Below are 23,100 nucleotides of genomic sequence, written 5' to 3' on the forward strand. Positions count from 1 at the left end.
CGACGCGGCGCGTTTTCAAGCGGCAAAGGCCGCACTCGGGGTTTTCCCCAGGACGGCTCGGCCGCGCCCCCGGTTCAGGTCTTCTGATTCAGCTTGGTGCCGCCGTCACCATCGTCCTTGTCCATGTCCTTGACGATGTCCTTGAAGGTCCGGAAGAACTGCTCCATGTAGCCCAGCGACTTGTTGAAATCCTCCTGACTGGGCAGGTTGGATTCCAGCCGGGCGGAGAGCGAATTCTCGAGCTTGGCGACGCGCGCGTCGAGCGCCTTGACCGAATTGTCCAGCCGGTCGATCTCGTCCTGGTAGGCGGCGCGCTCGTCGGCGGCCATCTTGCAGACGAGCTGGCCGGAGCGCTCCTCGCAGATCGACATGGCGCCGGTTCGGGTGTCCATGCGGACATAACCGTCGGCGGACTTCTCCAAGCGGTAGTGGTCGGTCTCCTCGGAATAGGCGGAAGCGGCAACCAGCGAGCAAAGCGCCGCGGGGATCAGGATGTGCTGCAGACGCATGTTGTTCCTCCATGAGCCAGTGAAGGCGGCATATCACAGGTTTGCGCCGGAAATGGGGAAGAGTCGAGCTCGAGCCTTCCCCCTACCTTCGGTTCGGACTATAGCGCGACAATGTCTCAGATTATCTACAAGATCGCGCCCGAGGCGCTTTGGCGCGAAGCCGAGAGGAACGGGCGCTTCACCGGCGCGCCGATCGACATCGCCGACGGCTTCATCCATTTCTCCACCACCGGTCAGCTGCGCGAGACGGCGGCCAAGCATTTCGCCGGACAGACGGACCTGCTGCTGATCGCCATCGACGGGGCCAAACTGGGGGATGCGCTGAAATACGAGGTGTCGCGCGGCGGAGCCTTGTTCCCGCATCTCTACGCCGCGCTCGCTCTCGATGCCGTTCTCTGGGTGAAACCGCTGCCGCACGGCGCCGGCGGTCACGAATTCCCCGCGCTGGAGGGCGAATGAGCGTGCTCGACCGGATCGGCCAGAAACTGCTTTTCTCCTTCGATCCGGAAACCGCGCACGGCCTGTCGATCGCGGCGCTGCGCTGCGGGCTTCCGGTTGGCGGGACCTCGCCACGCGGCGCGCGGCTGCCGACGCGTGACGCGCGGCTGAAAGTCAGCCTCTGCGGCCTTGACTTCCCCAATCCGCTCGGCATGGCCGCCGGCTACGACAAGAACGCCGAAGTGCCGGACGCGCTGCTGGAGCTTGGCTTCGGCTTCGCCGAGGTCGGCACCATCACGCCGCTGCCGCAACCCGGCAATCCGAAGCCGCGCATCTTCCGGCTGACGGCGGACGAAGCGGTGATCAACCGGCTGGGCTTCAACAATGAAGGCCATGCGGCGGCCGAAAAACGGCTTGCCGCGCGCAAGGGCCGTCCAGGTATCGTCGGCGTCAACATCGGCGCCAACAAGGACAGCGCCGACCGCATCGCCGACTATGAGCGCGGCGTCGCCCGCTTCGCGCAACATGCCTCCTACCTGACGGTCAACATCTCCTCGCCCAACACGCCAGGCCTTCGCAACATGCAGGCGCGCGAGCAGCTCGGCGAATTGCTGTCGCGGGTGATGGCCGCGCGTGCGGCCGCGTCGGCGCAGCCGCCGGTTTTCCTCAAGATCGCGCCGGATCTCGTCGAGGCGGAACTCGAAGACATCGCCGCCGAGGTCGCCGAGAAGAAAATCGATGGCGTCATCGTCTCCAACACGACGCTGGCGCGGACCGGGTTGCGGAGCGCGACCGCGGCCGGTGAAGCCGGCGGCCTTTCGGGCAAGCCGCTGTTCGGGCGTTCCACCGCTGTGCTGGCTCGCATGCGCAAGCTGCTCGGACCCGACATGGCCATTATCGGTGTCGGCGGCGTCGATTCCACCGAGGCCGCATTGGAAAAGATCCGCGCCGGCGCCGACCTCGTCCAGCTCTACACCGGCATGATCTATGCCGGCCCGGCGCTGCCGGGGCGCATCGTTGCCGGCATGGCGCGCTTTGCGGAGAGGGAACACCTCAAATCCATCGGAGAGCTGCGCGACACCGGCTGCGCAAGATGGTCCGAACAACTCTGAGAGTTCCCGCCAATCAGAAGGGCAAACGATGGCCGAAATTCTGGACTCCGTCGTTGACTCGATCGGTGGAACGCCATTGGTCCGGCTCGACAGGCTGACGGCGCGGGCGGGCGTCGACGGCGCAATCCTCGCCAAGCTGGAATATCTCAATCCAGGCTTTTCCAAGAAGGACCGTGCGGCACTTGGAATAATCGAGGAGGCCGAGAGATCCGGCGCCATCAAGCCGGGTCAAACGGTGGTCGAGCTTACCTCCGGAAACATGGGCACTGGGCTCGCCATCATTTGCGCCGTCAGGGGTTACCCCTTCGTCGCCGTGATGTCGAAGGGCAACTCCGAGGAGCGTGCACGCATGATGACGGCGCTCGGCGCGGAAGTCATCCTCGCGGACCAGCTGCCGGGGTCGGTGCCGGGGCAGGTCTCGGGTGGCGATCTCGCGCTCGTCGAGCAGGCCGCCAAAGCGGTTGCGGCGGAACGTGGCGCGTACCGCGCCGACCAGTTCCATCGCGACGGGAACTGGCTTGCGCATTATCACGGAACCGGGCCGGAAATCTGGGACGCCAGCCATGGCGCCGTCGATGCATTCGTCGACTTCATCGGCTCGGGCGGCACATATGCCGGGGTGGCAAGGGCGCTGAAGGAACGCAACCCTCTGATCAAGTGCTTCATCGTCGAGCCGAAGGGCGCCGCGGCAGCCGCGGGAGAGACGGTCACCCAGCCCGAACATCCCATTCAAGGCGGCGGCTACGCCATGCCGGACCTGGCATTTCTGAACAACGCGCCCGTCGACGGTTATCTTCAGATTTCCGGCGATGAAGCACGCGAGGCCACGCGCCTGCTCGCGCGCAGCGAAGGTATCTTCGGCGGCTTCTCCTCGGGAGCGAATGTGGCCGCCGCGCTACGTCTCCTGCGCGGCGATCAATCAGGCAAGACGATCGCTGTCGTGATTTGCGACTCCGGCCTGAAGTACCTCTCGACCGATCTCTGGAGCTGAGAAACGCCGGCACTTAGCCCGAGCTGAAACAATCGGCACTAAAATGCCGTGCGTACCCTGAGCCTGAGCACCGCAAGCAAACTCACTCCCCGCACCAGCAGGAAGACATGCAGCGATGCCCATAGGCCGTTATTGCCGAAGGCCGGGGCCAGGGTGATGAGCGCGGCGCTGAAGACGAGGAACGACAAGAGCATCATGTTGCGCATGTCGCGTGACCAGGTAGCGCCGATGAAGACGCCGTCCATCTGGAAGGCCAGCACGCCGCTCAGCGCCGTGAAGGCCGCCCAGGGCAGATAGGTGTCGGCGACCGCGCGGACTTCTGGAGACGTCGTCACCAGTGCCACCAGACTGGTGCCGGCGGTCAACAGGATGAGCGTGGCGATGCCGGCGAGACAAAAGCCCCAGATCAGCGTCAGCCGGACGGCCTGCCGGAACGGGGCCGGCGCATGCGCGCCGATGGCGCGACCGGCCAGCTGCTCCGCGGCGGTGGCGAAACCGTCGAGGAAATAGCCGGCGATGAGGAAGAAGTTCATCAACACGGCGTTGGCGGCGAGCGTCACTGTGCCGAATTGCGCGCCCTGCCTGGTGAACAGCGCGAAGGCGGCAAGCAGCGAGAAGGAGCGGATCATGATGTCGCGGTTGAGCGACAGCATGCGCCGGTAGGCCGGGAGGTCGAGGATGCGGCGGCGTGACGGCCGCTCCAGCTTGCGGAAACGGTTGAGCACGATGGCAAGGCCAAGCAGCATGGCCAGGAACTCGCCGGTGACGGTCGCCCAGGCGACGCCGGCGACGCCCCAGCCAAGCTCGAGGCCGAGCAGGAAGCAGAGCGCGATGTTGATGCCGTTGAGCACCGCCTGCAGCATCAGCCCGAGCCCGCCTTCGCCGCGCCCCAGCACGTAGCCGAGTATGGCGTAGTTGATGAGCGAGAAAGGCGCTGCCAGCAGCCTGATGCGAATGTAGACCGACATCGCCGCGCTGACGCGCGGCTCGGCGCCCATGAACCATTGGCCGGCGACGGCAAAGAGCGGCGAAAGGGCGGCAAGTATGACGCCCGCGACGACCGCGATCAGCACGGCGCGCCACAGCACCGCCTGTTCCTCCAGCGAATCGCCGCGCCCGAACGCCTGGGCGACGAGGCCGGTGGTGCCGGAGCGCAGGAAATTAAACGTGGTGAAGACGACGTCGAAGACCAGCGATCCCGCCGCCAGGCCGCCAAGCAAGGCCGCGTCGCCGAACTGGCCGACCACCGCCGTGTCGACGATGCCGAGCAGAGGCGTCGTCAGATAGGCAAGTGTCATCGGCACGGCGATCGCCAGCACCGAGCGGTTGGTGACCGCGAAGGATCTGGCGCTGGCTTGGGTTGCGTCCATTGCTGCCTGGCTGATTGCGGCTTGATCGTGAACCCGATGTGCCTCAGTTTGCCGGCGCCACGCAACCACCATCCGCCGAACTGCCAACCGAATTTTCCGCTGGCCTTACGCAATTCCGGACGGAAAACCGTTTCACTTTTTTCCTGGAATTGCCCAGAGCTGGCGCAGGCCTCCCGATCCATGCCGCTGCAGATCGTCCATCACCCCGACTATGACGCCGGCTTCGCCGTCAACCACCGCTTTCCGATGAGCAAATATCCGCTTTTGATGGAAGCCTTGCATATGCGCGGGCTGGCCGCACCGGGCGCGCTCTCGATGCCGGAACCGGCGCCCGCCGCACGGCTGAAGCTCGCGCACGCGGCCGAGTATGTCGACCAGGTAATCGCCTGCCAGGTGCCGGAGACAATAGAGCGCGAGATCGGCTTTCCGGTCGGTCCGCGCGTGTCGCTGAGGGCGCAGCTTGCCACCGCGGGCACGGTGCTGGCCGCCAGGCTGGCGCTGAGACACGGCATCGCCTGCAACGCGGCCGGCGGCAGCCATCATGCCAGGCGCGCGCAAGGCGCCGGCTTCTGCACCTTCAACGATGTCGCCGTCGCCTCGCTGGCGCTGCTGGCCGAAGGCGCCGTCGAAAATGTGCTGGTTGTCGACCTCGACGTGCATCAGGGCGACGGCACCGCCGACATCCTGAAGGACGAGCCTCGCGCCTTCACCTTTTCCATGCATGGCGAGCGCAATTACCCTGTGCGCAAGATCGCCTCGGACCTCGACGTCGCCTTGCCGGACGGCACCGGCGACGGCGCTTATCTCGAGCGGCTCGCCGCCATCCTGCCGGATCTATCCGGGCAAAGGCGCTGGGACCTCGTCTTCTGCAATGCCGGCGTGGATGTCCATGCCGAGGACAGGCTCGGTCGGCTGGCACTGAGCGACGATGGCCTCAGCGCTCGCGAAGACATGGTCATCGGCCATTTCCGTAAACAGGGCGTGCCGTTTTGCGGCGTCATCGGCGGCGGCTACTCGACCGACGTGCCGGCGCTGGCCGCACGGCACGCCATCCTGTTCGAGGTCGCCTCCCGATATGCGTGATGCTGCGCCGAGCTATTTCCTGTAGCTGGCGATCCTGAGCAGGATGAACACGGGCACCACGATCGCCGCGCCGAGCAGGATATAGCCCAGGAAGCGGTCGATGGCGTGGAAGCCGAGATTCCACAGATCGACGAAGAATTGGCGGATGCCATAGAAGACGTCCATCGGCGACCAGCCGAAGGCATGCATGACGAGACCGACGAGGAAGGAGACCACCAGCAGCTTCAGGAACACCCTGAGCGGCGTGTCGCCAAGAAAGCGCGTCATTGCGGACAAGGCCATTCTCCGGTTCGAGCCGCCCGATTCGGCAGCGCGACATCAGAGATATGCACTCGACAGGCCACCATCAAGCAGTACCGCCGCCGGCTCCGCTTTGCCGATTGCTTGAGGCCCCGCCATCATGGTAACGAGGGCTCGCGCGGGTATGATGTAATGGTAGCTTGTCAGCTTCCCAAGCTGAACGCGCGGGTTCGATTCCCGCTACCCGCTCCAGCTTTGTCGGACGACATAGAAGTGTGGACTCCGTCGCAGAAGGTTGGACCCGTGATCGCGGCGTGCTTTTAGGCTGATTCTGCAATTTTCTGTACGCTGTCGCAGATAAATCGGCCAAAGCGCGGACCGAACGGCGCCGGCTAGGCTGGGCGCCTTTGGCCGATCTCCGACGCAACGCGCCGAGCAACCTCCTCCGCCTTTCGCTGGGATCCCAGTTCGCACTCCCAGGCGACGATCACTTTCCAGCCAAGCTCCTCGATGGCCGCAGTGTTTCGCTGGTCGCGCTGGACATTGCGGTCGAACTTCTCCTGCCAGAATGGCGTCTTGCTCTTCGGCGTCGACGCGATCTTGCATCCAGCATGGCGATGCCAGAAGCAGCCGTGTACCAAAATGACGGTCTTGAATCTCGGGAGGGCGATGTCCGGCTTCCCTGGCAGGCGCCGATAATGCACACGGAACCGCAAGCCAAGTGCATGGAGCGCCCGCCTCAGTGCCAGTTCCGGCGACGTATCCTTCGACCGGATGCGCGACATCCGTTCCGAGCGTTGCTCTGGGGAAAGGAAGTCGGCCACCGCTGTCGCTACTCCTCTCGAGGCAGTCGGGTCTGCAGAAGCTCGAAGAACGGGAAACCGCGGATGATCTCTCCCGGAACGTCGAACGACTTGTACAGGCACTGGTGGTTCGCTAGCGTCTTCACGCGCTCTGCGACCTCGCCCGCGCTTGCCGCTAGCCCGAGCGCGGACAGCTCTGCCGCCGTGACGTTTGGGACCTTGTGCACGAACCAGGTCAGCAACGGCTCGCGATAGTCGGTAGCACCCGCCTTGAAGTGCCGCAGGTATTGCGAGGCTAGGATTATACCAGTGCCGAACTCACGACCCTGGAGAAGTAGCTTTCGGAGTACGTCGAACTCATAACGCATGATGTTGTCAGCTTCGTCGACCAGCAGGTACGAGTCGATTGCCCGGAGCTGCGGGTTGCTTCCGAGGAATGGCCGCTTCGGCGTCCTCAGCATGTTCTCGTAGAACATGTTCAGCATCACCGCCACGAGCATGTTCTTGCTGTGATCGTCCTGCCCGAGGGCATCCAGCGCGATCACAACGACGCCGTTGAGGAACTGGTCGAACGGTACGGTCCGCGTCTGATCCGGCTCGAAGATCTCCATATCCATGAGATCGTCGATGATCGCCATTGGCGAGTCGGACTTTCCGTCCAGAATCGCAGCATAGGCCGCGTGGACGTCGCGGAGCGTCGGGGGCGCCCCTTGCGGAGCTGCGTCATATGCTTCCCGCACCGCGCGCTTGAGCTTATCCCTCTGGACCGGGCCGATGCCGGGATAGATCTTGCCAAGCACGTCGGCGAAGAAGCGAAACCGGTCGAGCCAAGGTGTGGGGACGTCACCGATGGTCCTAGTGTCAAAAAGGTTCAACGGCAGGCGGTGGGGGCGCACCACGCGCGCGCCCGTAGCCGCGACGAAATCCTCGCTGCTGTAGTCCCGCTTGTAGTCGAAAATGAGGAAGCGCGGTCGTATCCCTCGGTTCGCTGGACCTGCAGCAGAAATCTGCGCGATGAGCGACTTCAGCAACTGTGTCTTGCCTGTCCCGAGGTCCCCGACCACGCCCATGTTCAACTGGTTGAGCCTCGTGTCCGAGATATTGAGCGATAGCTCCCTCGGTTTGAAGCCATCGACGGCCTTTCCAACCTCAAGGACGACCCCGCTGCCTTGCTCCTCCGCGTTGCAATCCACGGCCGCCGAGGGCGAATTAGTGACAATGGAGATGGCTGGCGGCAACGTCGGTGAAGCCGGATCGCTTTCCGATCCATTGCTTTCATCTGGTGGCGCTTCGACCGGGGGCGACGCCAGTGTCGTTGGCTTCCCGCTCTCGTCGGAGTCAGCCTTCGCTACCTGGCCAGCGGGCACGGGCATGAGCGCCCAGTCGCCCACGCGGGCCTTGACCATGGCGTAGAAGCTCGAAGGATCGCCCGCCACGATCTGGCCCGCGTCCTCGCGCCCTATGACGATCGTCTCATCGAACCCATCACCATCATGGTCGCGCGGCGCGCTCGATGGCGATTCGTCTACAATGACAAGGCGGCCACGCTGGTCGATCTCGACACAGTCATCGCCGTCGAGGATCGCTTTCGCGACTCGTTCATGCAGTTTCGACCATTCGGCGGAGTGCCCTTTGACATCGTCCTGTTGGCTGTAGACCCGCATGCCGAATCCGATGATCGAAAGCATCAGGTGCTGGAAAGCCAGCCCCCAAAGTCGGGGCTGATCGGGATGGGGTGCCATCGCGTGAAGCAGCGATGATAGTGCCTTGGCCTGCTCGAGCGCCTCGACGGCATCGCCTGCCGCAAAGGAAGCCGTGGGCCTGCACTTGACCTCTATCGGCGTCAGCTTGATGCGCAGCCCGCCGGCGAAGTCGATGCCTAATACCATCAAGTCAGGTCTTAGAAGCGTCAGGTCTTTCCGGTCCTTCCCGAGAGTACGGCAAAGGTCCCCGATGTATCCTCGGAATGGATCGACTGGGACCACGATCGCGATCGCCGGCTCGTCCTCGCTTCCCTTGAGCACAGGGAGCACTCCACCGGAACAACCAGCCTCCGCTCGGAACTTGTCCTGAAGGAGCCGGACGGCAACGAGGACGCCAAGGTCACCCGTCGCGCCCGCATCGTCGCCTGCGAGGCCCTTGATCGTCGGAATGCCCCGCCGAGCCACCTCGAGCAGCACATCCTTGACCTTGGCTGGTTCTATGCCTTTGCAGCCCGGCAGGCGGTCGAGGGCTTTGGCAAGCGCTTCCCGGTCGGCATCGGTCACTTGCGAAATGAGATAGTAGCCATTTGTGTCGCCGGAGCGGTGGGAATAGGACGGCAACTCATAGTCCCAGAGGTAGGCTCCATCGAGCCAGCCCCCCAGGAAGCATGCGGGATCGATCGCCGATGATGATACTGCCACGAAGTCGGTCCGCCGTCCCTGCAGCATGTGCCTTACCTCGTGCACATTAGGGGCGAATTGCAGGCCGACTCGGGTTGCCGACAGGTTCTCCATTGCTGCGGTCAATCCACCGATCTTGTCGGCGAGAACATCGCCGGACTGTGCCGGCGGAGTGGATTGGCGGGACTCATTGAGGAATATGCGCGGCAGCTGCCGGCGGATCCGGTGCCGTGATAAGGCGCCGAAGCCGAGCGGGGTCCGCTGATCCACTGCCGCGATCCCCGGTTCGGTCATGTCGAGCTGCGCAATGATCCCGAGGTCAGGGATGCTGCGGGGTGGCTGGACGCTGTACCAGCGAACGGCATTCCGCGTATCTTCGGATAGGTTAGCGATCTTGGCATCATCCGGGCGGGCATCATCCGTTCTGTCGTCGAATATCTCGACCAATCTTTGTCCTGTTGCTCGCGAGCGCGGCCGCTTCGCTTCCGGCTGGAAGCGTGTCGTGCACCATTCGATGAGCCCGTCGTTGCACGCATCCGTGGCGCCACCGGCACTTGACACAGCGATCGAGAATACCGGCTTGGCGGCAAGCAGCTCGGAGACGTCATCTAGCGCCCTGACGACCTGGGCGGCGCTGAAGCCGACCGATATGCCGCCAACGCTGATTCCGAACTCGTCGCCAAACGGGGCGCCCATTGACCGGCGAGCAAGGCTCGCGAGGTTCGACCCGTTCCAAAGCACTGACCAATAGTCGGTGCCATTTTCGACCGCGAGGTACTCGACCTGGTCCACCCCCGATGGCGATCGCACGAACAAGGTCATGATATCGGGGACGCAGTCAGGGTCGAGCACACTGGCGGCAGGGCATGGCTTGCCTTGCTCGTCGGCGTCAGACAGGACACCCTGCGCCACCACATGCCAGCCCACCCGCAGTGGATGGAAGGGAGAGAGCAGGATGGCATCCGGCACCCGGGTCAGGCTGCGACCGCTTCCATCAAGCGAGGACACGGCGACGACATCGCACCAGGAAGCGACCTCGGGTGCTGCAGCTAGCCAGGCATGATATGCATCAACATACCGCTCGACGACCGCTCTGAACCCTTCATCGCGCGCGGCCCACTCGCCAAGTCGGGCGATCTCGAAGACCCCGGACTGGTCGCCGTCCCCACGCACGCGATTGGCAATCTCCTCGCGCAAGGCGAGGAATTCCTCCGGCGGATTGAATTCGTCAGGCGCGGGGCGCGGGTCGCAGATGAACTTCCCTCCGGACATGATGGGCCCAGTCTCGAATCCCCACCTTGGCGGCGCCCAGTGCTCGCCATAGTCCTCCGCTAGCACAATTGGCTGGTAGGAATGCCGAACGGATTCGGGCGCCAGCAGCCAGTCCTGGAGCATCGTCGATCGGACCGCGCGGTTGACCTGGATAACCGCCTTGGCGTCGAAAGGCTCGATCGGGCGCCTGTTGGCCCGTATGAGGCGTTCGAACTCGCTTCGGCACCCAACTTCAGGCACGTCTTCGCAGGTCAGGTAGACGCGGCAAGTCTCATTGGAGAACGAGCCATCCCGGATCGGGCGGCCAAACCTGAAGTCGACCTGCAGGTTCCCTTCCGCCTCGACCTCGAGCTGGAAGATCGAATCCCGGAGGCCGCGCACCACCAGTTGCGTAGCCGCCTCGGCCCGCCCGTCCGCTTGCTCCGCAGTGCTCGTCGCCGATAGCTCTAGCTCAATTCCGGGCGAAACAAAGACGAGGAGCTCATAGCGACCTTGACCTGGCAATGTAAGGCTCGATTCCCAGTCGGCTCCATTTCGCGCGGCACCCCTCGCGGGCTTGCGAGGACCGGTGAACTTCCTTGCTAGACGACAACCTACGAGTATTCCGGGTTGCCACGTCGCTAGCGACACGACCTTAATCGAGCCCGGCTTGAATCCCTCGGCCGTCGCCTTGTAGCTAATCGGATTCTTGTGCTGCGGCGGAGCCGCGTCCGACAGAACCTTGTCGGAGTCGGCCTCGATCTCACCTATCCCCTTTGATCCACCGGCCGGTGTGCGCTGCACCTCGACTCGGGCACCGCTCTGATCGCTACCCTTCGTTGTGAACTTCAGGTCGACCCGATCCGTTACAATGGCAGGCATTGCCTTCCCAAGCGCAGCAATTGCGTTGACGCATTCCATGACAATGTCGCCAGAGACCGCCGGCTCCTCGGCGAGTAACTCCGACCACTTCTCGACGTCCAGAAAGCTCCACCAGTCTGGCGGACGGCCAAGCTCCAGGCCCTGCATCGGCGCATAGAAGGCCGCGGTCGCACGATCGAAGGCGCTCTGGACCTGCCAGCCTGCCCTTATATGGGCGTGGAACTGCTCGAGCGCGGCCCGCTCATCGTCCGTGGCACCGTCTGCCAGACGGTCGATGCCATTGCGGAACCCGTCAGCCATCGCGTCGGCAATCTTGTCCAGCGTTCCAAGCTGGTCGCGAGCCGACAGGGACCCATCGCGCCGTGGAGGCACCCCGCACGCTAGGCTCACTCCAAATCCAGCCGAGAGGCTGAGTCCCCGGTCGATCGCGAACAGCCGGGCGACGACGTTCCACGCCCCCTTGCGGACAGAGCGGTCGGGGTCCACTTCGTCGGCCGCGCGAGCAGCGGCTTCGACTAGCAGGCGACCTTCTTCCACCATTGCCTCGGTCAAGCCGGCGCGCGCGAGGCCATCGGAGACGACGCGTTGGACGAAGGCGTCGTCCCACCAGCTCTCGAAAGTTGCGTTTCCTCCGTTGCTGGCCTCCGCGACCCCAAACCTGTCGGTCGTCGACGACACGGACAGGATACTGTGCTCGCCCGGCGGCACGAGTGCCACGAAGCTCGGCAGCTCGGGTAGGTTCCTGAGGTCCAGCAAATGCGTTTCGTCACATCTGCCCGACTCACCGATACCAGGGTTTCCCCCTGGCAGCTGTGCACGCGGAACCTGCAGAAGATAGGGCGGCCGCGATCCCGCAACGGACTCGGCTTCGCGGACGAGATGGTCGAACACCTTCGAGAGGATCTCGAGCGGCGGCCCGTGGAAGACAAGCCTAACCTCAGCCTGCCCCGTAGTCCTGCGATCCGGTGGCGCGATGCCTACCTGCGCAGAAACATAGTCGGCAAGCGCTTGCGCGATTGCATTCATGGCTGCCCCCTTCCGCTAACCGGCGACAACCGGAACGGCGGCACGAGCAGCATGCCGCTCTCAGCATCAGGGCTGTCGAGCACGAGGCCGAGCATCCTCAGCTGCTGGCCGAGGTCATTCTGGGGGATGTCCCTGTGGGCCATGCTGACACCATATTGCGCCAGATGCTGGGCGAGCCGGTGGACCGATCGAGGGCCGCCAACGCCAGCAAGGGAACAATGCACCAGTGCAAGTACGGCCACCGGGCCGAGAGACACGATCCACGGGCTATTCGCACTGGCGCCAGCCTTCTTCAGGACGTAACCTTGGTCGTAGCCCCTGAGCGTGGGATTAGCTGTTTGGCGCTGACCAAGCACGTGTCGGACGAACTCGTTAATATTCGAGCCGATGCCTTTCCGGCAAAGGAGCGTGCGCGTTTCCCTGTCCTCTAGACTGGCAACGACATCCCGAACCCCGGTCCCTTCGAGGCGAGTCCGGTTTGCGCGGACTTGGTCGCAAAGTTCCGCCAGGCCATGCGAGGACGACAGGCCATCCGCTGGCGCGATCCCTAATGAATCCAAAGCCCACAGGGTTGTATTAATACCGAGGCGCGCAGCAAGGAAGCGGGAGACGCTGTCTCGGATCGAGGGCAAGGCCTTGTTTCCGTAGGGAAGACAAGCGAGGCGCTCGGGGTACAATGCAACGCGCGAGGCCTCCGCGCCCTCGGGACCTTCTCCGTCTAGGGCCGAAGACAGCGCTATCCACGCGCGAGAGTGGACCTCGCACAGCCAAACGACGTGGGCGACCGCACCTAGGCGAATGACAGCCTCCAGCAAGCTGGTCCACTGGCGGCGCGTCATTGCCGACTTTGCCGCGATCACGGCCCGGACGTCATGGACGAACTGGCGCGCGGGAAACACGTCGATGCTGGCGTCATCCCTCGCCATTACGGGGTCGGCGCGCGGGGTTGCTAGATGCCAGTTGGGCTTCGGCACCCACGCCTCCACCTCAGCTTGCAGGAACCGGGCAAACACATCATCCTCGGTGCCAACTGACAGCGCCTCGAAGAAGGCTCGCCAGATAGCCTCTGCTGCAGCCGAATCGCTGGACCCCAGCCAAACCATTCGCTTGACAAGCTGGCCGGCGGTCCAAGGATTGCCAGCCAGTCGCGCCGACCCAGAGAAGACGCTCAGCTGCGGCACCAGCGGCATCACCTGGAGGAAGCGCTTGGTCGATTGGTTCGGGAGCTTTGGGCTTTCAAGGATAGAGCCGAGCAATGAGCTGAAGGAATCCGGGTCAAGAGTGGAGCGGTCAGGTCCCTTTCCGCGTTCCCGAGCACGCTTGATCGCGCGGTCGAGATCGCGGCCGCTCTGTGGCACCGTACGTTCGGTCGCGCCCTCGAGGCCGATCACCCGGTACACGGAGGAGAGGATCACCTCCGAGCTGGCGTATTCCGGCGCTGGCGTCATCGCTAGCCGTGCCTTCGAGTAGGCTTCGTGCGAGTTCGCCCATGGTGCATCGCGGAACTGCGCAAACGTCATCGCCGCCCAGTCTCCCTGAGCAAGCCAAATCCCTCCCGCCGCTGCTGGACAGTGATTCCGCCAGTGCCGAGCCTGATCTCGGCGCGAGGTAGTACCACCGCATCCCGGACGATCGGACCGCCAAGGCGAGCGCCCGTTGTATCAAGTAGCGCAAGGACGGACCGCGGAAGGGACGCGACCGACATGCCGCGATCGACCTCCTTCACTGCCTTGAATAGGTCGTAGGTCAGGGCGATCTTCTGGGCTGACGCGCCATCGCCGACTTCCAGGAAGCGGAGCGGCGAGCGTGGGCGTCCCTCCTGCACGGTATCTGTTGGCTGAACGTGGCGCCGTTGGACGACAAGCGTCGCGCGCCTCGTCGGTGGGGGCAATGGCTGCCCGAACGTCGTCGTAAGTGACACCTCAAAGTCCTGATTCTTGTTAAGGAGCCGCTCTACATCCCGCGCCACTTCGAAGACCCCATCGCCGCCATCGTCCACGATCTTCTGGAATTCACGAAGCACCTCAGCATCCAAGACAGTAGCGGTCCTTGCGCCAATGCTCCGCCGTACCAAGCGGCAGGCAAAATCACGGACTAGACGCTGCACGCGAGTGGCGACGGCAGGTTTTTTCCGGCGCACCTGCTGCTTCGAGAGGAAGGAATCCAGCTCAGCAAGCCTACCGAGGAGGTCGGTCTCGATGCCGGAGAGCACGCGCGACTTCTTGAGGTGGTCCAGCCCCTCAGCGACCGAGCGGCTAAACCGTGTGTCGAAGTCACGGAGCACGTAGGTCCTTCCGTGCGTTGCCGCCGCCTCGCTTTCTGGGCTTGCCAGCGCCGGGTCGAGCAGCTGGTCGAAACCGTCAAGTAGGCCGGAGATCATTGTTGGCAAATAGGAAGCTCTACGAGACGCAAGGAACCATTGCAGACCCATGGCAGTGTTGTTTTCCTTGAGGCCGAGCTCGGTGAGGTCGCGCAGCAGGGCCTGACCCGCCTCCTTGTCCCAGCCGTGGAAGAGGGCGTGCTGGTATTGCGAGCCGACGAGCCGGAAGAGGGCGGTGGAGCTGTCCTTGCGCGGGCGAGCGTTTGCCACGGCCTCCTGGTCAAGCTGCAGGAGTGACGCCGCCCATTCGCATGGGGAACTTTCGTCGAGGGAAGCATCCTCGCGATGCCCTGCCAGCAGGTATGAAACGAGCGAGAACAAGTCACGGAAACTCCACCGCTTCCCACTCCCTATCTCGAACCACCTTAGCATCTGCTGCAGCGCTGCTGCCGGCCGCTCCTGCGCGAGATGCGACCGGCTTCCGCAAAATGGGCAATGCGCTCCGGCGGCACACGTGCCCGGCTGCGGCCAGAGACTGGCGTCAATGGCCTTCCGGAAGATCTCGACGGCCGGAGCCGGGTCGCCGTTCTCGGTACCAGCGAGCAGCGACTCCATGTCCATCGGCCACACTGCAACGTCCGGATAATCGTCGAGAGGCCAGCAGGCAGGAGCGTCGGGCGACAGGCTTACCGCCTGGCTGGTGCATTCCAGAAGCCTGCGCGCTTCGTCCGCGCCTGCCTCGATGGCAGTTATAAGCGCATCGTCGAGCACGCCTCGGTTTACGCAGCAAAGGTAAAGCTCGCGCGAATCCGTGGTTGCGGATGCCAGCTCGCTAAGGAGCATCATGGCCGGCGACTGGCCCGACGAGCCTGCGATGACCGAGGCGTCCTGAACAATGGAAAGTGGCAGGCTTCTGGTCCGCGATGCAAACGCCCCTGCATCGATCGTGATCGTCCGCGGTACTTTCTCTCCCTCGGGTCTGAAGGCGATCTCAAGTGCGCTGAGCAGCTTACCGTCGCAGCCGAGGGCAGCGTCGAGCCAGATCATCGTCGACTCGATTGCTTCGGTCTTGCCGTTGCCCGGCCCACCGACGAGGAGAATGACCCGCGGCGTTCCCTCCTTGCCGGCGCCAATGTCCGCGCACCATTGCTGGAGGCGCGATAGCAGGTTCGTCTTGAAGACCGCAGCACCCGGCCGGCCGCTTTTCTCATCGAACAAGCGACGGACACCGCCGGAGCGGTTTCCCGCCCACCTGAGCAATTGCGCAGGGTAAGTCGCCGCGGTTTCGGTGATCTCCATGCGCTAGCCTAACGCCGCCATGGTCGGGCGCTTTCGGGCCTGCCCGAAGACCTTCCTGCCAATCTCTATCTCGTCGAGCGCCTTGCAGAGTGCACTTCCGATTGCCCGCGCGAGGTAGGGCGGCACCGCGTTACCGACCTGGGTATAGCGAGGGCATTCCTTGGTTCGGCGATCGCCGCCAGTGGTGAACTTGCCCTTGAACTGGAACCAATCCGGGAAGGATTGCAAACGCGCGCTCTCACGGACCGTCAGGATGCGAGGCTCTGAATAATGCAGCACGTCGTCTGGAAGCGTCGTAATCGTTGGCGCCGGTTCAGTCGGAGACATCGGGTAGATGCGGTGTTTCTTCAGTCCGTAGCCGCGCCGCGCTTCGTCGTCCATGCGGACACCACGCCGGCATTCCGCAAGGATTCGCCCAAAGCGCTCGCGCACGTCGTCGCGGTGCCGGGCGAGGCGCATGCTATCAGGCTGGCGCTCGTGATCGCCGCGCATAAGGCGTTGATAGCGAGTTGCAGGCTCGCCCCGGCGCGCCTCCTGAAAGCCGCGAGGGGACTCAGGATCTTCGCAAGGGCGTAGTTGCACTCCGGCGATTTCAAGATCCGAGATCGCTTCCCTGGCGGATATAGCGTCAGGCAGGCCGAGCTGCTCGAGCTGGGATGCGCGAACCTCTTCGAGCAGTTCGAAGAGGCGACGAACACCCCCTTCCAGCCAGCCTGCCAGATCCTGCCGGACTCCAATGGCAATGAGGCGAGACCGCTTCTGCGGCACCCCGAAGCGAGAGGCGTCGACCAGCTCTGCCTCGACCCTGTAGCCAACACCATCCAGGCTCTCGACGAGCCTGTCGTAGAAGGAACGCTTCTTGGGCGCGGGACCGACCTGCAACTCGACGACGTTCGAGGGCCGATGCACGACGCGCATCCCGGGTACGTTCTCTAGGATGAGGGCCGCGGGCCGGATCGCGTCGACCGCTTCGACATATTTGTGGAAAAGCTGGTTTCGCGGGTCATCCTCGACCCGCCGCCCGGCGAAGCTGAAGCCCTGGCACGGCGGCCCACCCGCGAGCACATCGACCTTGCCGCGCAGCTCCAACAGGTCGGCCTTGTGCTCCTCCAACAGTTCGTCAATGCCCCAAGCACGTTGTTCAAGCCAAGTCGGCCATTCAAAAGCATGGCCCCTATTGGAGGACTTGGAAACGAAGTTCGCATGGAAGGTCCGGAATGCCATATGGTCGCGCTCAACTGCGAACAGGCCTTGCATGCCGGCCATCGAGAGCCCGAGCGACAATCCACCGCATCCAGAGAACAAATCTACGAACCTACGGTCCTTCATCGGCAACGCTCATCCAATTCTTGCCCAGCACTTTGCGGGCAAGCTAAAACGAGGAACCGAACTTCGTTCTTCTTGGGCTCGATAGACGCGAATCTTTCCCCATGCGAGGCCAAGGCATAGCAAGGAATGCCAGCCACTTCCACCGAGATTGTGATTGATCTAGCACGATTACACGCGCCGAGACCCGGCGGCCTTCTGGCTCCTCGTCCGTCCTTTGCCTCGCCTAACGCGTGGGCCAAGGTGCCAAGAGGGCACCCCCTTCGTAAAGCCGCCACTTAGACCGGATACGCGCGGCGAAAAGAAAGTTACATTGTAGCTGCACTGGGCTATGCCGCCTCCCACACTTGGTTCAATATCCGCGCTGCGAGAGCGGCCTTGTCCTGGGGCAGGAAACGCCCGTAATGATGCGCAACCATATCGGGAGTGTCCTGATGGCGTAGCTCGCTTGTTCATAAGAGCCTGTCCGCTTGAGGATGTTCGTAGCCAACACATCACGGACATTGTGCGGCCCGTGAGGGAGCAGGCCAGCAATTGCGCCCCGTCCAGTGAATGGATTGTAGATACCATATCGTTGGATTGCGAGGCGCCAAGCCTCGTAAAAGTGTTCTGATCGTATGACGCGTCATTGCTCGTCGCTTTCATCGTCTTGATAGAGGACGTGCCAGGGTCGTCAGCTTTTCCCAGAAGCGTGCGCCGATACCCGATTCTTGGCTTGACGGCGCTTGCGCTTCGTCGGCGCCTACCTCGACAACTCGGTCAGCCGTTCGATTCGGCCCAAAACCACCATGTCCGTCCTGCTTGGACGCTGGTTAGACCGGCGGGTTTCGGCTGCGTAAAACTAGTTAGCCGCGGCAAACGCGAGGGGCTCAGCGCCGCATCCGATACCTTAATCCCAGCCTTCGACGACCACAGTCAGTTTCCAAAACCTACCCCCCAACGTTCCGCATTTGGCTTTAGGGGTAGAAAGCAGACAGACTGTCGGCTGCTACGACACTCAACGCAAAAAGCGGACCTCCGTCATTCTATGCCAAAGTGTGAAAATAGCCCGCTGCGCCCGATGGCAAAGAGTAAGGCCATACATGATGACGACCTGACGACTGTGTCGTGTTAGAGCTTAGGGCCGGTTATAGTCAAGGAACACTGTTTCTGATACTTGCGGCCCGATAGATGCGATTTGGTGCCAGCTGTGGGGCTGAAAATGACAAAAATAACAGACTGGTGCACAATCAAAAGCGAGAAGGTAGGAAAACACCACCTCACGGTTCTTGAGCTGGAAAGCGGCAAGTTTGACGTTGCTAGTGATACAGTAGCGGCGGTTGTGCCTTCACATTATGCGTCAGATGAACGCACAGCGAAGCTGCTGAAACGTCTGGGGAAGACGAAGGCCGCTGCACACCTCAAAGAGAAGCTTCCGAAGTCCCCGCAGGTGCGCTCCGGCGACCTTGGTGAAATCCTGGGTGCGACCTATGTGCAGGAATCGACACCATTTGGAACCAGTATCAACAAGCTGCGCTGGAAAGATCACCGCAACATGGCGATGCGCGGTGATGACCTGGTTGGCATACAGCCGGCCGCCGGCGCAGGAAATATCCGCTTCCTGAAGGGCGAGGTCAAAAGCGCCGCCAACATAACGGCAAAGGTTCTGGATACCGCGCGCACGGCACTGAAGAAATCCCATTCACGTCCTTCGGCGCACGCCCTCGGGTTCATTGCAGACCGCCTGCACGAGGAAGGAAACGATGAGCTTGCGGACCTCATAGACGACGCGCTCTGGCGGGATGGCATCAAGCTTTCGCAGGTCTCGCACATGATCTTTGCCTTCACGGGCAACGATGCATCGAACCTGCTGGGCGCGAACGTACAGACCTACACTGGACAGGTTGCGCAGAGTGTTGTCGGTCTTCGTGTCAAGGACCACCAGAAGTTCATCAGATCGGTATTTGGAAAGGTGATCAAGAATGCCGACGGGAAATGAGGCCATCGAGTCTGCGGTCCGTACGGCCACCGAGGGTGGCTTCCGCGGCCGTCTGCTGGCACGTGGCCAGGCCCGGTCGCTGATCTGGCGTGACGGACAACTGCCGCCGGATGCTCCGAACTTTGCGGCCCAGCTTTCCTATGACCTGCTGTCCTACGGATATAGTCTTCTGGATATGGGCCTGCGTCTCCTTGACGGAGACGGAAACTCCGATGTTGCCCGCAGCGCCTTTGAGCAGGCCGGCGAAGCCCTGGAATCCCTCGTGGCGCACGGTGCGCCGAATCCGGATCGGGATTTTCACCGCTTTGTGGCGGCCGCCGCCTATCACCTTGGCCGTTACTCTGCGCGCGCGTATTCGATGCTGCGGGCCACCATCGACGATGCCAATCTTTCGCGTGGAGAACGCTGCCTTGCGCTTCTGATGCTGCGCGACCTCGATCGGGCGCAGCAAGAGATTCTTGAGTGGCGACGGGAAGGCAGTGCTGAAGACGGCCATCTGACGGAGATGCTGGCTGCCATCCCGACCGGCGACGAGATTACTGATGATGGTGGCGATGACGACGAAGACGTCGGTGCCGATGTCATCGATCTGGCACTGACCGACAATCTGCTGGGCGCGCTTGCGATGGCTTTCCTTGCACTCGAGCGCGGAGATGCAGAGCTGATGGGACAGGCAGTTGACCGCGTCGATATTGGTCGCGAGGAAGCAGCCGGGGTCAGCATGGTTCCGCAGTGGTGGTGCCACCGTCTGACCGCCCATCTGCTACGCGATCTGTGGGATACGAGTTTTCATCAACGCCTGCCGCTAAGTCCAAACAATCTAGATAACGCGGAGGGATGGAAGCAGCTGCGTGAGCTCTTCGTCGCCTCGGCCCTACGGCGTTCGCGTGCCGAAATCGAGCTTTGGCCTTCACAGCTGGACGCGGTTGAGCAGGCGATCAGCAGCAATGGTAATATGGTTGTTTCACTGCCCACAAGCGCCGGCAAGACCCGTGTCGCAGAGCTGTGCATTCTTCGCGCCCTTGCGAAGGGCGAGCGTGTCGTCTTTGTAACGCCGCTGCGGGCCCTCTCAGCCCAGACCGAGGTATCGCTGCAGAAGACGCTGGCCCCGCTGGGCAAAACAGTGTCAAGCCTCTACGGCAGCATTGGTGTATCGGAAACGGATTCCAGTTTCTTCGAGGACCGCGATGTGATCGTAGCCACGCCCGAGAAACTGGATTTCGCGCTGCGCAATGATCCATCGCTGCTGGACGATGTGGGGCTCGTCGTTCTCGACGAAGGCCACATGATCGGGCTTGGCGAGCGTGAAATCCGCTACGAGGTCCAGATCCAGCGGCTGCTGCGCAGAAGCGATGCCGGCAGCCGACGCATCGTGTGTCTGTCCGCCGTACTGCCCGATGGCGACCAGCTTGATGACTTCTGTAACTGGCTGACGGGTGACGCCAAGGATGGATTAATTCGAAAAAACTGGCGCCCCACAAGACTGCGCTATGGCGAGGTCACTTGGCGGGGCACACATGCGCGCCTTGATGCGCGCATTGGCGATGAAGCTCCTTGGGTCGAGAACTATATTAGAGGCTTTGTTCCGAAAGGTCGCAGAACGCAGTTTCCGCGTGATCAGCGCGAGCTGTGCCTTGCAACAGCTTGGCGGTCGGTGGAGGAGGGTCAGTCTGCGCTAATCTTCTGTCCGCTACGCCGATCGGTCCAACCATTTGCGGAAGCTGTGGTGTCCCTGCATCGCCAGGGCGCGCTTCGATCTCTGTTCAAGGGGGATAAGGCTGTCCTGGCCGATGCGCTCGCGATCGGTGCGGAGTGGCTTGGCCCGAATCACGACCTGCTAAAATGCCTGGAGCTTGGGGTTGCGGTACATCACGGCGCATTGCCCACGCCCTACCGCAAGGAAGTTGAGCGGCTGCTACGGGAAGGTATTCTCCCCGTGACAATATCTTCGCCAACGCTGGCACAGGGCTTAAACCTATCTGCATCTGCCGTGATTTTCCATGGCCTCAAGCGAAACCGCAAAGAGCTGGCCTCGTCGGAATTTAGGAACATCGTGGGTCGCGCGGGTCGCGCCTATGTCGATGTGGAGGGGCTGGTGCTCTTCCCTATGTACGACAATCAGATGACGGGAAAAGCCGAGTGGAACGCGCTTATCGCAAACCAGGCCGGTCACGAGATGGAAAGTGGTCTGCTTCGCCTGATTTTTACCCTGCTTGCGCGCCTGGCTCTTCGGACCGGTGACAAATCGGTCAAGGGCTTGAGTGAATACGTGCTCAACAACACGTCAGCATGGGATTTTGTACGACTGAGAGCGGAAACTGCTGAAGCAGCCGCCGCAGGACAGGTGCAGTGGAACAGTCATCTGGCCAGTTTGGATACGGCCATCCTCAGCCTGCTGAGCGATGGCGATGTTGCAGAGGCCGATCTGGAAGATGCGCTGGACGATGTGCTGAACTCGTCGCTGTTCCAGCGTCGGCTTGCGCGTCGGAGGGCCAATCAGCATGAGGTGTACCGGGCCGTCCTTCTAGGCCGCGCAAAACTCATCTGGGCTAACAGCACGCCTAAGCAGCGCAAAGGCTACTTCCTATCTGGTGTCGGGCTTACGACGGGCAAGGCGCTTGATGCGAACTCGCCCAAGCTCAACCAGCTGCTAGTTGAGGCTAATGGCGCGATCCTGAGCAAGGATGACATTAAGGCGATCAAGGCGATCACTGATTTTGCAAAGATCGTTTTCGCGATCGTGCCTTTTGTACCGGATAATCTTCCCAAGAACTGGAAGGCGATTCTCGATGCCTGGCTTCGTGGTCAGGCGCTGCAGAGCTTCGTAGCAGAGGATCAGGACTCCGTGCTACGCTTTGTCGAGCAGGGGTTTGTCTACATGCTGCCCTGGGCGATGGAATCCGTTCGTGTGCGAGGGATGGCCAATGGTGACATCCTTGCGCCGACCAAAGGGCTGCCCGACACGACGCTGGAGGATATGGAACTTGGCGTTGCCGTAGCAGCTGTTGAGACCGGTTCGCTTGATGTGAGGGCAGCGCTGATCATGCGCACCGGCTTTGCATCGCGCAGCGCGGCCATAAAGATCATTGCGGACATGGACCCGAATTTTGATTCCACAAAGTCGTTGCGTCGGTGGCTGCGAATCCCTGAAGTCCGGAAGGCCACGGAAGACAGGGCGTTCCCGACGCCAGAAACGCACCGGCTGTGGCTCGAGTACATCCAGAGCGTCGTTCATACATCTTCGGCACGCTGGTCTGCCGAACGGGAAGTCTGTGATGTCACATGGACAGACGACGCGCCGTCAGAAGGCACCCCGCTACGCCTGATCGAAGATGAAGAGGATAGTCAGACGATTGTGACCGATGCCGAATTTCGGCCTTTGGGCACCGTCGATCGTATCTTGAGCCCGGGACGTTGCGGCCTCCTGAGAACCACCGTGATGAAGGGCGGGAAGGTTGCGCTGCGCTATCTGGGGCCGGATGATCTGTGGGCTGAAGTATGAGGTGGCTATTCGGATACGGCTCGCTGATGTGGGACGGCTGGGAGGCGCGGTTTGAGTGCGCGGAGCGTCAGGTCGCCGACCTAAAAGGATACAGCCGCGCTTTCAACAAGGCATCGGTTCGGAACTGGGGAACGAAGCTGCAGCCAGGCCCCACACTGAACATCAGGGAAACAGAGGGGGCAGTATGCACTGGCATTGCGTTTGGCTTTGCCGACGATGCCGATGCACTCGCCTATCTGAAAGAACGCGAGGGTGGTTTCCTCTTTTTCACCGTTGCCCTTCGGCTTCATGACGGACGGCAAGTGAATGCCATCACGTCGCTGTATCGCGGCAAGAACCTGCTTCCTGATCTTCCCGCGAGTGAACTCGCCGACATGGCTGTCCGCGCGCGTGGCACAGACGGGAAAGCAATGGACTACGTCCTTAATATCGAGCACCAGCTGATTGAACTAAACATTTCTGATCATGTTGTCACCGCTCTCGCGGATGCGATCAGCGCGAACGGTTCCGTCATGCCCAAATAAAGCGCAGCCACCCGCTCGGTTTCATGCGACCTGACCGTAGACCGGTTTCGCCAAATCACAAG

The 23,100-nt window shown here is 62.3% G+C and carries 15 protein-coding genes, 1 tRNA gene and 1 pseudogene; 8 read left to right on the forward strand and 9 right to left on the reverse strand.

Annotated elements, in window-relative coordinates; all coding sequences use genetic code 11:
• Positions 1–74: 74 nt before the first annotated feature.
• On the reverse strand, positions 75–509 hold the full coding sequence (locus FJW10_RS03545) for a hypothetical protein (RefSeq protein WP_140647389.1): 435 nt from the start codon (positions 507–509) through the stop codon (positions 75–77).
• A gap of 111 nt (positions 510–620) precedes the next feature.
• Between FJW10_RS03545 and FJW10_RS03550 the strand changes: the two genes are divergently transcribed.
• The 3 genes from FJW10_RS03550 to FJW10_RS03560 are packed head-to-tail and all read left to right on the forward strand — an operon-like array spanning position 621 to position 3,050.
• Positions 621–968, forward strand: a complete 348-nt coding sequence (locus tag FJW10_RS03550; protein ID WP_140898435.1) for a DUF952 domain-containing protein — start codon at positions 621–623, stop codon at positions 966–968.
• Entirely contained in the window at positions 965–2,059 is a 1,095-nt protein-coding gene (locus FJW10_RS03555; RefSeq protein ID WP_140898437.1) for a quinone-dependent dihydroorotate dehydrogenase, read from the forward strand. Before FJW10_RS03550 ends, FJW10_RS03555 begins: the two co-directional genes overlap by 4 nt.
• Positions 2,060–2,087: 28 nt before the next feature.
• Positions 2,088–3,050 carry a cysteine synthase family protein gene (locus FJW10_RS03560; protein ID WP_140898439.1) on the forward strand — a complete coding sequence of 321 codons (963 nt, stop codon included), beginning with the start codon at positions 2,088–2,090 and terminating at the stop codon, positions 3,048–3,050.
• 38 nt (positions 3,051–3,088) lie between these two features.
• Here FJW10_RS03560 and FJW10_RS03565 read toward each other — a convergent pair whose 3' ends face one another.
• Positions 3,089–4,420, reverse strand: a complete 1,332-nt coding sequence (locus FJW10_RS03565) for an MATE family efflux transporter (protein WP_140898441.1) — start codon at positions 4,418–4,420, stop codon at positions 3,089–3,091.
• Positions 4,421–4,600: 180 nt separating this feature from the next.
• Between FJW10_RS03565 and FJW10_RS03570 the strand changes: the two genes are divergently transcribed.
• On the forward strand, positions 4,601–5,503 hold the full coding sequence (locus FJW10_RS03570; RefSeq protein ID WP_140898442.1) for a histone deacetylase: 903 nt from the start codon (positions 4,601–4,603) through the stop codon (positions 5,501–5,503).
• 12 nt (positions 5,504–5,515) lie between these two features.
• Here FJW10_RS03570 and FJW10_RS03575 read toward each other — a convergent pair whose 3' ends face one another.
• The gene (locus FJW10_RS03575) at positions 5,516–5,785 is read right to left on the reverse strand and encodes a DUF6460 domain-containing protein (RefSeq protein ID WP_246674098.1); all 270 of its coding nucleotides are present in this window, start codon (positions 5,783–5,785) and stop codon (positions 5,516–5,518) included.
• 136 nt (positions 5,786–5,921) lie between these two features.
• Here FJW10_RS03575 and FJW10_RS03580 point away from each other — a divergent pair.
• Positions 5,922–5,995 (forward strand) — tRNA-Gly (locus tag FJW10_RS03580).
• 140 nt (positions 5,996–6,135) lie between these two features.
• Here the strand turns inward: FJW10_RS03580 and vsr are convergent.
• From vsr to FJW10_RS30700, 6 genes and pseudogenes are all read right to left on the reverse strand, one after another.
• Positions 6,136–6,567, reverse strand: a complete 432-nt coding sequence (vsr, locus tag FJW10_RS03585) for a DNA mismatch endonuclease Vsr (RefSeq protein ID WP_015319259.1) — start codon at positions 6,565–6,567, stop codon at positions 6,136–6,138.
• Between the two features lie 8 nt (positions 6,568–6,575).
• The gene (locus FJW10_RS03590; protein ID WP_140898444.1) at positions 6,576–12,089 is read right to left on the reverse strand and encodes an ATP-binding protein; all 5,514 of its coding nucleotides are present in this window, start codon (positions 12,087–12,089) and stop codon (positions 6,576–6,578) included.
• Positions 12,086–13,609 (reverse strand): hypothetical protein, encoded by a 1,524-nt coding sequence (locus FJW10_RS03595; protein ID WP_140898446.1) that lies wholly within the window; start codon positions 13,607–13,609, stop codon positions 12,086–12,088. The genes FJW10_RS03590 and FJW10_RS03595 overlap by 4 nt, the downstream gene beginning before the upstream one ends.
• A complete protein-coding gene (locus FJW10_RS03600) occupies positions 13,606–15,708 on the reverse strand; it encodes a hypothetical protein (RefSeq protein ID WP_015319262.1) in 2,103 nt (700 codons plus the stop codon). The genes FJW10_RS03595 and FJW10_RS03600 overlap by 4 nt, the downstream gene beginning before the upstream one ends.
• A 3-nt stretch (positions 15,709–15,711) precedes the next feature.
• A complete protein-coding gene (locus FJW10_RS03605) occupies positions 15,712–17,037 on the reverse strand; it encodes a DNA cytosine methyltransferase (protein ID WP_015319263.1) in 1,326 nt (441 codons plus the stop codon).
• A gap of 326 nt (positions 17,038–17,363) precedes the next feature.
• A pseudogene (locus FJW10_RS30700) lies at positions 17,364–17,736 on the reverse strand (hypothetical protein); the annotation flags it as partial.
• A 499-nt stretch (positions 17,737–18,235) separates the two neighbouring features.
• Between FJW10_RS30700 and FJW10_RS03615 the strand changes: the two are divergent.
• The 3 genes from FJW10_RS03615 to FJW10_RS03625 are packed head-to-tail and all read left to right on the forward strand — an operon-like array spanning position 18,236 to position 23,038.
• A complete protein-coding gene (locus tag FJW10_RS03615) occupies positions 18,236–19,012 on the forward strand; it encodes a Hachiman antiphage defense system protein HamA (RefSeq protein ID WP_140898447.1) in 777 nt (258 codons plus the stop codon).
• Positions 18,996–22,514: a DEAD/DEAH box helicase gene (locus FJW10_RS03620; protein WP_140898449.1), complete on the forward strand. Its 3,519-nt coding sequence runs from the start codon at positions 18,996–18,998 to the stop codon at positions 22,512–22,514. Before FJW10_RS03615 ends, FJW10_RS03620 begins: the two co-directional genes overlap by 17 nt.
• Positions 22,511–23,038: a gamma-glutamylcyclotransferase gene (locus tag FJW10_RS03625; protein ID WP_140898452.1), complete on the forward strand. Its 528-nt coding sequence runs from the start codon at positions 22,511–22,513 to the stop codon at positions 23,036–23,038. Before FJW10_RS03620 ends, FJW10_RS03625 begins: the two co-directional genes overlap by 4 nt.
• The last annotated feature ends 62 nt before the right edge of the window (positions 23,039–23,100 follow it).

It is taken from the genome of Mesorhizobium sp. B4-1-1 (assembly GCF_006439375.1).
Taxonomy (GTDB): Bacteria; Pseudomonadota; Alphaproteobacteria; order Rhizobiales; family Rhizobiaceae; genus Mesorhizobium.

Bases quoted from the DNA above. Each gene is read 5' to 3' on its own strand.
- FJW10_RS03545 (WP_140647389.1), bottom strand. From the start codon at position 509: ATGCGTCTGCAGCACATCCTGATCCCCGCGGCGCTTTGCTCGCTGGTT.
- FJW10_RS03550 (WP_140898435.1), top strand. From the start codon at position 621: ATGTCTCAGATTATCTACAAGATCGCGCCCGAGGCGCTTTGGCGCGAA.
- FJW10_RS03555 (WP_140898437.1), top strand. From the start codon at position 965: ATGAGCGTGCTCGACCGGATCGGCCAGAAACTGCTTTTCTCCTTCGAT.
- FJW10_RS03560 (WP_140898439.1), top strand. From the start codon at position 2,088: ATGGCCGAAATTCTGGACTCCGTCGTTGACTCGATCGGTGGAACGCCA.
- FJW10_RS03565 (WP_140898441.1), bottom strand. From the start codon at position 4,420: ATGGACGCAACCCAAGCCAGCGCCAGATCCTTCGCGGTCACCAACCGC.
- FJW10_RS03570 (WP_140898442.1), top strand. From the start codon at position 4,601: ATGCCGCTGCAGATCGTCCATCACCCCGACTATGACGCCGGCTTCGCC.
- FJW10_RS03575 (WP_246674098.1), bottom strand. From the start codon at position 5,785: ATGGCCTTGTCCGCAATGACGCGCTTTCTTGGCGACACGCCGCTCAGG.
- FJW10_RS03590 (WP_140898444.1), bottom strand. From the start codon at position 12,089: ATGAATGCAATCGCGCAAGCGCTTGCCGACTATGTTTCTGCGCAGGTA.
- FJW10_RS03595 (WP_140898446.1), bottom strand. From the start codon at position 13,609: ATGACGTTTGCGCAGTTCCGCGATGCACCATGGGCGAACTCGCACGAA.
- FJW10_RS03600 (WP_015319262.1), bottom strand. From the start codon at position 15,708: ATGGAGATCACCGAAACCGCGGCGACTTACCCTGCGCAATTGCTCAGG.
- FJW10_RS03605 (WP_015319263.1), bottom strand. From the start codon at position 17,037: ATGAAGGACCGTAGGTTCGTAGATTTGTTCTCTGGATGCGGTGGATTG.
- FJW10_RS03615 (WP_140898447.1), top strand. From the start codon at position 18,236: ATGACAAAAATAACAGACTGGTGCACAATCAAAAGCGAGAAGGTAGGA.
- FJW10_RS03620 (WP_140898449.1), top strand. From the start codon at position 18,996: ATGCCGACGGGAAATGAGGCCATCGAGTCTGCGGTCCGTACGGCCACC.
- FJW10_RS03625 (WP_140898452.1), top strand. From the start codon at position 22,511: ATGAGGTGGCTATTCGGATACGGCTCGCTGATGTGGGACGGCTGGGAG.